Annotated in this window: 9 protein-coding genes; 5 read left to right on the plus strand and 4 right to left on the minus strand. The window is 32.2% G+C overall.

The genetic code is table 11. The features are described 5' to 3' along the window. Positions 1 to 397: 397 nt before the first annotated feature. The 3 genes from AC4MBN_RS14665 to AC4MBN_RS14675 form a co-directional block, all read right to left on the minus strand. Positions 398 to 952: a plasmid replication DNA-binding protein gene (locus AC4MBN_RS14665; RefSeq protein ID WP_104130815.1), complete on the minus strand. Its 555-nt coding sequence runs from the start codon at positions 950 to 952 to the stop codon at positions 398 to 400. Further along, a complete protein-coding gene (repM, locus tag AC4MBN_RS14670; protein ID WP_347455025.1) occupies positions 945 to 1,901 on the minus strand; it encodes a replication initiation protein RepM in 957 nt (318 codons plus the stop codon). Before repM ends, AC4MBN_RS14665 begins: the two co-directional genes overlap by 8 nt. Before the next feature lie 636 nt (positions 1,902 to 2,537). After that, positions 2,538 to 2,915 (minus strand): hypothetical protein, encoded by a 378-nt coding sequence (locus AC4MBN_RS14675; RefSeq protein ID WP_396231590.1) that lies wholly within the window; start codon positions 2,913 to 2,915, stop codon positions 2,538 to 2,540. A gap of 938 nt (positions 2,916 to 3,853) precedes the next feature. Here AC4MBN_RS14675 and AC4MBN_RS14680 point away from each other — a divergent pair. The 5 genes from AC4MBN_RS14680 to AC4MBN_RS14700 all read left to right on the plus strand — a co-directional run bounded on the left by AC4MBN_RS14680 (position 3,854) and on the right by AC4MBN_RS14700 (position 6,091). After that, complete coding sequence (locus tag AC4MBN_RS14680) at positions 3,854 to 4,069, plus strand: cold-shock protein (protein WP_000071892.1); 216 nt, start codon at positions 3,854 to 3,856, stop codon at positions 4,067 to 4,069. Positions 4,070 to 4,166: 97 nt separating this feature from the next. Then, positions 4,167 to 4,394: a hypothetical protein gene (locus AC4MBN_RS14685; protein WP_000921865.1), complete on the plus strand. Its 228-nt coding sequence runs from the start codon at positions 4,167 to 4,169 to the stop codon at positions 4,392 to 4,394. 266 nt (positions 4,395 to 4,660) lie between these two features. Continuing rightward, positions 4,661 to 4,981: a type II toxin-antitoxin system RelE/ParE family toxin gene (locus AC4MBN_RS14690; RefSeq protein ID WP_000897309.1), complete on the plus strand. Its 321-nt coding sequence runs from the start codon at positions 4,661 to 4,663 to the stop codon at positions 4,979 to 4,981. Next, the gene (nadS, locus tag AC4MBN_RS14695) at positions 4,974 to 5,246 is read left to right on the plus strand and encodes a NadS family protein (protein WP_004641921.1); all 273 of its coding nucleotides are present in this window, start codon (positions 4,974 to 4,976) and stop codon (positions 5,244 to 5,246) included. The genes AC4MBN_RS14690 and nadS overlap by 8 nt, the downstream gene beginning before the upstream one ends. A 518-nt stretch (positions 5,247 to 5,764) precedes the next feature. Next, complete coding sequence (locus tag AC4MBN_RS14700; protein WP_104470979.1) at positions 5,765 to 6,091, plus strand: nucleoside triphosphate pyrophosphohydrolase family protein; 327 nt, start codon at positions 5,765 to 5,767, stop codon at positions 6,089 to 6,091. A 153-nt stretch (positions 6,092 to 6,244) separates the two neighbouring features. Here the strand turns inward: AC4MBN_RS14700 and AC4MBN_RS14705 are convergent, their stop codons facing one another. Continuing rightward, positions 6,245 to 6,772: a plasmid pRiA4b ORF-3 family protein gene (locus AC4MBN_RS14705; protein WP_000537572.1), complete on the minus strand. Its 528-nt coding sequence runs from the start codon at positions 6,770 to 6,772 to the stop codon at positions 6,245 to 6,247. Positions 6,773 to 6,841 lie beyond the last annotated feature (69 nt).

Raw genomic sequence — 6,841 nt, forward strand, 5'->3', positions numbered from 1 at the left:
GTTATAATTCTCTTGAAAATTCAACGCTGTAGTTCCTAGTTGATAGCCCGAACATCCCTGTTCGGGCTTTTTTTATGATTTTTCACGTTCCACGCCTATTTAATAACCAATGTTCCACGAGTTTATTTAGAAAAAATAATTTAACTTGATGTAATACAAAAACCTAATTTGCAAACAAGACGTATTGAGTAAAAATATAAGTAATTGAATATTAATGATAAAATATGTGAGGGTATGGCAGATTAGTAAGAAAACTATAATATTTGTGTTCAGATATTAGAAATTAAAAATAAAATAATTATAAAAATCAAATGCTTATTTTTTTTACTCTATTTAGGAAACTCAATACATCCTGTTTTTTCTTACTAATTTGCCATACCTAGATAACTGATAAATCTTACTCATCACTAATAATCGCATTCAAGACTCGGCTAAATAAGCTACGCTTCTGTGCTGTCTCATCTCTTTTTATTGAAGCGTTCCAATGTGTACCACTAGTCCGTTTCATTGGTACATCATGAGACACAACTTTTTCTAAAATTCCTTTATTATCAAAATCTTTTTTTGTTTCATTAGTGCTGTCGCATGGTGTTTCATTGGTTTGTGTCACTGGTGTGTCATGAGACATTTTATCTTCAGGCTCTTTATGCCCTAATAGTAATTGAAAGCGGTCTATTTGGTCTAAATAACGCTTTTCTCTATCTTTGTATGATTCAATCTCCTTTCTCATAAAGTCGACTAATTGACGCAAATCAGCATCATCCTTGGGTGAGGTTGTTACTTGGTTTAGATCGTGCTTTTTAATTGGTTCACCAAAGCAACGAATAACTTCTGCGACATCAAATAGGCCATCTGCACCACGACTGATACGTCCTTCCTTTATAGCTCTATATAACGTTGAACGACTAACATTAAAGCGGTTAGATACCTCACTGAGTGATAACTTAGCCATTCATAGTGTCCTTTTTCGTTGATGTCATGTATCCCACTTTTTTTAAGTATGGATATAGCTCTTTAAATTGTTCAGGATCTTGCAGCATCTCTGCAATACGTATAGCAAATTGTTGGTAACTCTCTGTGCCATGCGAATATTTCCCCATTTCAGGAAGTTCTGAAAGCTTATGAGCAAACATATGTCTTTGAGCATCTGTCATTTTAGATGCTAAATAAACGGCATTATTAATATTATTATTAACTTGGATTAACTCTTCTTTATGTTTAAAACTGAATTGGAAACCAGAAATAGATCTACCTGATTTAAACTGTTCATACTTTACAACAATATCTGTTAACTCATTAATTTGTTGAATTGCAGGTTCTAATACACGATTTTTAAAATTAATCATCTTCTGATATTCATTTATTTCTAAACCTAATTTAGATCTGAAATCAGCTATATCAATGATTGGTGTTCTTCCAGTACTTTTCCATGAAATCAATAACTCATATAAGCGAATAGCATACTTACTCGTTAATTGAGCAACCTGTTTTAATTGATAACTTGTAAATTGTTTCTCTAATCTCGTAATTAAGGGCACAACATCTGGAGCGAAGGTCACTTCTAAGATTGCAAGATCATCTACATATGAAATTCTACTTACCCAACGAGATTTGACTACAATCTCTTTGTCTGTATCAGCATGATTATCTTTGAAGGAAAATTTTCTTTCAAAAAGATTATGTACAGCATTTTTTAAAGCACTATATGCAGCTTCTTTTGTGACATTAAAGCGAGTTGCATAATCAGAAGCATGAATCTCTAACTTGCTATCAGAAGTAATACCTTGTCCAGTTTCTCTGGCTCTAATAATAGATAATAAGATAAGTCTTTGTTCTGTAACTTCTAAATTATAACTAGCATTAACAAGAATATTATCTTTTACAATCAGATCGTTTTTCATAAGAGTGGAATTATTTCCTTTGTTTTGACTACATTAGCATTCAATGTAGTCAAAATCAAAGAGATTGTAGTCTTATAGCAAAGAGATTGTAGTCTTATAGCAAAGAGATTGTAGTCTTATAGCAAAGAGATTGTAGTCTTATTAAGGCTGAAAGCCTTTATTCATAAGTATTACAGCGTGTCTAAAAGCATTAAAATATTAAAAATAATTAAAAACATTGAGCATGAAAAATTGCCCTTGGTTTTCGCTACGCTCAAACTCTATTGAACTTCGCTTCGCTCAGTTCGAAGGGGCAATTTTTTGGTTAATCCCGTGATAACTTTAAAAAAAAGCAAAAGCAACTCGGAATTCGCTTCGCTCATGAGTTTTTTTATGCTCGCTTCGCTCGATCTAGACTCAAATTAAATCTATTCGCACCCTTCGGGATGCTCTGTATCTAAGTTTTTGAATCAAAGGGGGAGTTTGTAATCAGAGAGAAAACATAGTGAGAATTTTAATAACAATACTTCGCTCGTAGACACTCGCTAAAATGCGTTCTTTTGCTGTTTAACTGACTTTTAAACCTACCTATGGGGGAACCTCATCTTTTTTGGAGTTAGGGCTTATAGAAGAGAATAGAAAGATATACAGATATATTTAATCTACATTTGGTTCTGACTCACTCATTAATTGAGCAATAAAAAGTTGTCCACGACCTCGAAAACTCATTTTTTGTTGTGTTCTGCCAACTTTAGTCAGAGTAGGCTGCAGCGAATCTTCTTTATGAGATGTATCTACGTTTTTCAAATGATCGTCTGAATACGTATGGGTGGCTGTCAATTTTTCCGATGTATTCATAACAGAATTTAATTCTTTTCTATACCGGTAAAGATAGCTTCTAAAAGTATTGAAACTTAAGTCCAGTTGATGGTTGTCTTTGAGATCCAAAATAACGTCAGTATATGGATAGCCTTTCTCTAACATAGAAATGATATGAGGGTACTTTTCTTTAAAAATCCCAAATTTTTTTCGCATTCTTCATCCTCATCTTCTGTAATTCACTTAGGTACTTAAAGGGTAGCCTGGAAGGTTATTTGTATATTATTTATATACTATTTGCACACAGAGTGCATAAAATTAGTTTTTTTGCAGTTGATTTGCATACAAAATGCATAAATTTTGCATAAATATTTGTAGCCTAAGATGCTAGGAAACTTGAAATAAAATAAGATATTGATTTTATTGGTTATTTTAATGACGCTTTAAAATTCAATAATATTGAATTTTTGGTTAAAAAATATTCATTTTTTAATACACACCATACGCACCTTATCAGGATGCCCTAAAACCCGCTTACATCAGGGGTTTCAAGTGATAAAAAAAGGACATTTAAGGTGGCAGTAATTGACAGTAAATCAAATAAAACAAGATAAGAAACAGAGTTTTATGATCTTCATGTCAGTAAATGTCAGTAATTTCATAAATCGAAAAAACTAAGCTCTTTAAAGATGATATTTATCTGGATAACAAATGACACAACATGACACCAAATAAGAATTAATTATAATAAAAATAGATAGTTATGAAATACTTGCCACATATTGACACACCGTAACTTTGGACACTGAAAATTAAGGTGCAAGGACGGACTTCATATAAGAGATTTTATGTTAAAGAAAATATTAAATAATATAATAAATAAGTTATTGAATTTAATTAATTTTTAAAGAAAAAATATAGATTTTATAAGAAAAATTAATATTTATATCAAAAAAACTTGATTATTTTTATTTTTACTGTATATTTAACTTAACTAGAAAAAAGTCTTGTTTCGGTAAATCTTCCTTAAGTATCGCAGTTTTAGTCATAATCCTTCGTTTTTTAGATTTTAAGTCTCATTCTTTATTATTTTCAAAGTTATTAATCAGTCAATAAAATGACTAAAAAATTATTAAAAATTAGTAGGATATATTATGTCAAACTCAAATGTTGTTAAAGGTACTGTTAAGTGGTTTAACGAAACTAAAGGTTTTGGTTTCATTCAACAAGAATCAGGTCCAGACGTTTTTGCTCATTTCAGCGAAATCGCGAGTTCAGGTTTCAAGACCTTATTTGAAGGCCAGCAAGTTGAATTCAGTGTAGCTCAAGGTCAAAAAGGACCGAATGCTGTAAATATTGTTGCTATCTAAGTAATAATAAGCAGTAATAAAAAGCACTCATAAGTGCTTTTTTTATGCTTTAAAATGTTTTCAAAATTGAAAAAATCTCTAAAAAATAGGATATAAGTTGTTAAAAGTAAATGATTTAATTGCAAAATCTAAAAATGGTACTGAAATTATTGTTTCATTAATTCCTCTACATAAAATGCAAAATACACGTCAAGGTTTAAAACAAATCGAAGTAGGTAAAAGAGTTCTACTGGAATCTGGAATCGAAGTTGATTTAAATTTGGATGGCCGTACATTTTACACTTCTCTAAATCAGCTATTTAAATTAAATCATAAAGTTGCTTAGCGATAAATTTTTAAACATCAATAATTTATGTGGGATTTCCACTGCAATTTTTTTAAGGAAAAATATTTAAAATCATCTAGAAATATAGTTTTTATAAAATCTATAGTCTGAATGAAATATCAGGACCTACTCGCTATCATGCGGGTTTTTTATACCTAATATTTATATTTGTAAGCCTTTGCTTATGCGAAACGAGAGTTCACAGCTCTCGTTTTTTTATTCTAAAACTGCTAAAATTCTTATACGCCATTGACGTACTTAAACCTATGTTATTCATTGAAACCAGTATTTTTACTAAGCAAATCAAAGAGCTTGTGAGTGATGAAGAGTATCGTCAGCTCCAGCAAGATCTCTTGGTACAGCCTGATAAGGGCGACTTAATCAAGAATGGTGGTGGAATTCGTAAAGTACGTTGTGCTCAGGGCAATAAAGGCAAAAGTGGCGGTATCCGTGTGATCTATTATTGGGTTACAGAAGATGATCAGATCTTTTTCCTGGTGGCTTATCCAAAGTCTGTGAAAGATAATCTGACAGACAAAGAAACCTCGATTCTACGTCAATTAGTAAAGGAGCAATTTCATGGATAACAACTTATTTGATGACCTGGTTGCTTCAATCAAAGAAGCTGGTGCCATCAAGCGTAATGAGATAAAGGCAAGTCGAGTCACAGAGCTTGAATTACCGGATATTAAAGAAGTACGTGAGAAAACAGGCTTAACCCAGGCTGAATTTGCTGCACGTTTGCATATCAGCGCGAGAACCCTGCAAAACTGGGAACAAGGCCGACGCTATCCGACTGGTCCTGCAGCGACTTTAATTCGCATTCTGGATGCCCATCCAACTTTGATCTAAATATTTTAGATAATAAAAAACCCCAGCATCCTGCCGGGGTTTCTCATATTGGGTTGCTAGGTATGACTCCTGTCTTACCTCACGCTCCTGGTGCGATCTTTCTTATTCTTGTTGTTTGGAACATCCTGTTCTCTATGACTTCATCATAGGAAAATTCACCTATCCTGGATAGCCGCAAAGGGCCGAGTTTTATGTGAGCCAAAGCGTACAAAATAGCCTAAATTTTATCCCCAGCAATTGGGGATAGTTTTGGAACCTGGATCCGTATGAAATGGGCACTGATTGCTAAATTGATCATTTTTTATCCAATTTTCTTGGCAAAAACTATCAAAACCGCTCATAAAAAAGCCGACTTGTTTCCAAGTCGGTTTTTTACTGTTTTTTGAGTTTTCTATTTTAATATAATCAATTGATATTAAAAGATTATTACAATCGCATTTCGTATAACGCCCATTATGTTAAATAGACTCTATTTTTAGGTTAAACTAAATTAATAAATTTATAGAAAGAGGTGAATTGTGGATAACACGGACTTTAAAAAACTTATGGAGAGGTCTGCAAAAATTAGAGAAAGGTATCATGAGTTAGAAAGATCTAATCATAATACTATTTGGTCAATTGAAGAGGATGCATTAGCATTTTTAACAGATGCAGGATTAGTAGGCCGAAATATTATGTCTGAACAAAATAGATGGCCAAAAAAAGATACAGAAACTGAGTTACCCCATAAAATAGGAGAATGCTTTTGGTGGCTTATTATTCTGTCTCAAAGAATGGGAATGTCTCCTGAGGCATTAATAAATGATTTTTTATCAAAAACAGAGAACCATCTTAATATTAAGTAATTGTTAGGTGTATCGGAATTAACATAATACACGTTATGCGAAATTAGAAAAATGAGTTTATTGCACTGATATTTATCTGTTTTTTAAATTTTAGACCTGGGTTGGTGCCCAGGTTTTTTTATTGCGTATAACAACCATTATGTTAAATCAGGTTTAAAACTTAATATCATGTGAATTAAAGTAGGTCGGATCAAACTCTATCTCTCCTATTTCATCCTCGATAATTTGCATGTAATCGTCATATCTTGGATGTTTGGGGTCTTGTAATGCATCTAAAATATCAAGATATCCAAAAATTCCTCCAATATCTTCAAATGGAGCATGATTTTGACCATCTATACAACATGGATATTTTTTATTTAAATCAGGAGATTGTCTGCTTTCTACAGTAATCAAATGTTCCCAACAATCGCCAAAATCATATGTATATATAATTTTTTTACCTACACGTAGAACTTCTTTCAATTTTTGTCTTTTATTGATCTTTTCATGCTTAATAGTCGTGAATTCATGTAAATGGCTATCTTCCCAATCAAAAGCAGATTGAATTGCCTTATGGAGCCTAGATAAAGTAGCTGCCGATGAAATTTGAATAGTTCTCCAGATTTCAGGATCACTACCTAGCAGACTAATTTTTAATTGAAAAACTTCATCAGAAGATTTGAGCTTTACAGTTCCCATAACAGCCTAGTTCTCAAAAAATAGTTTTAGTAAATCTAAAATTAACATAATACACCTTATACGAAATGC

This window comes from Acinetobacter sp. CAU_H_60, assembly GCF_058599385.1.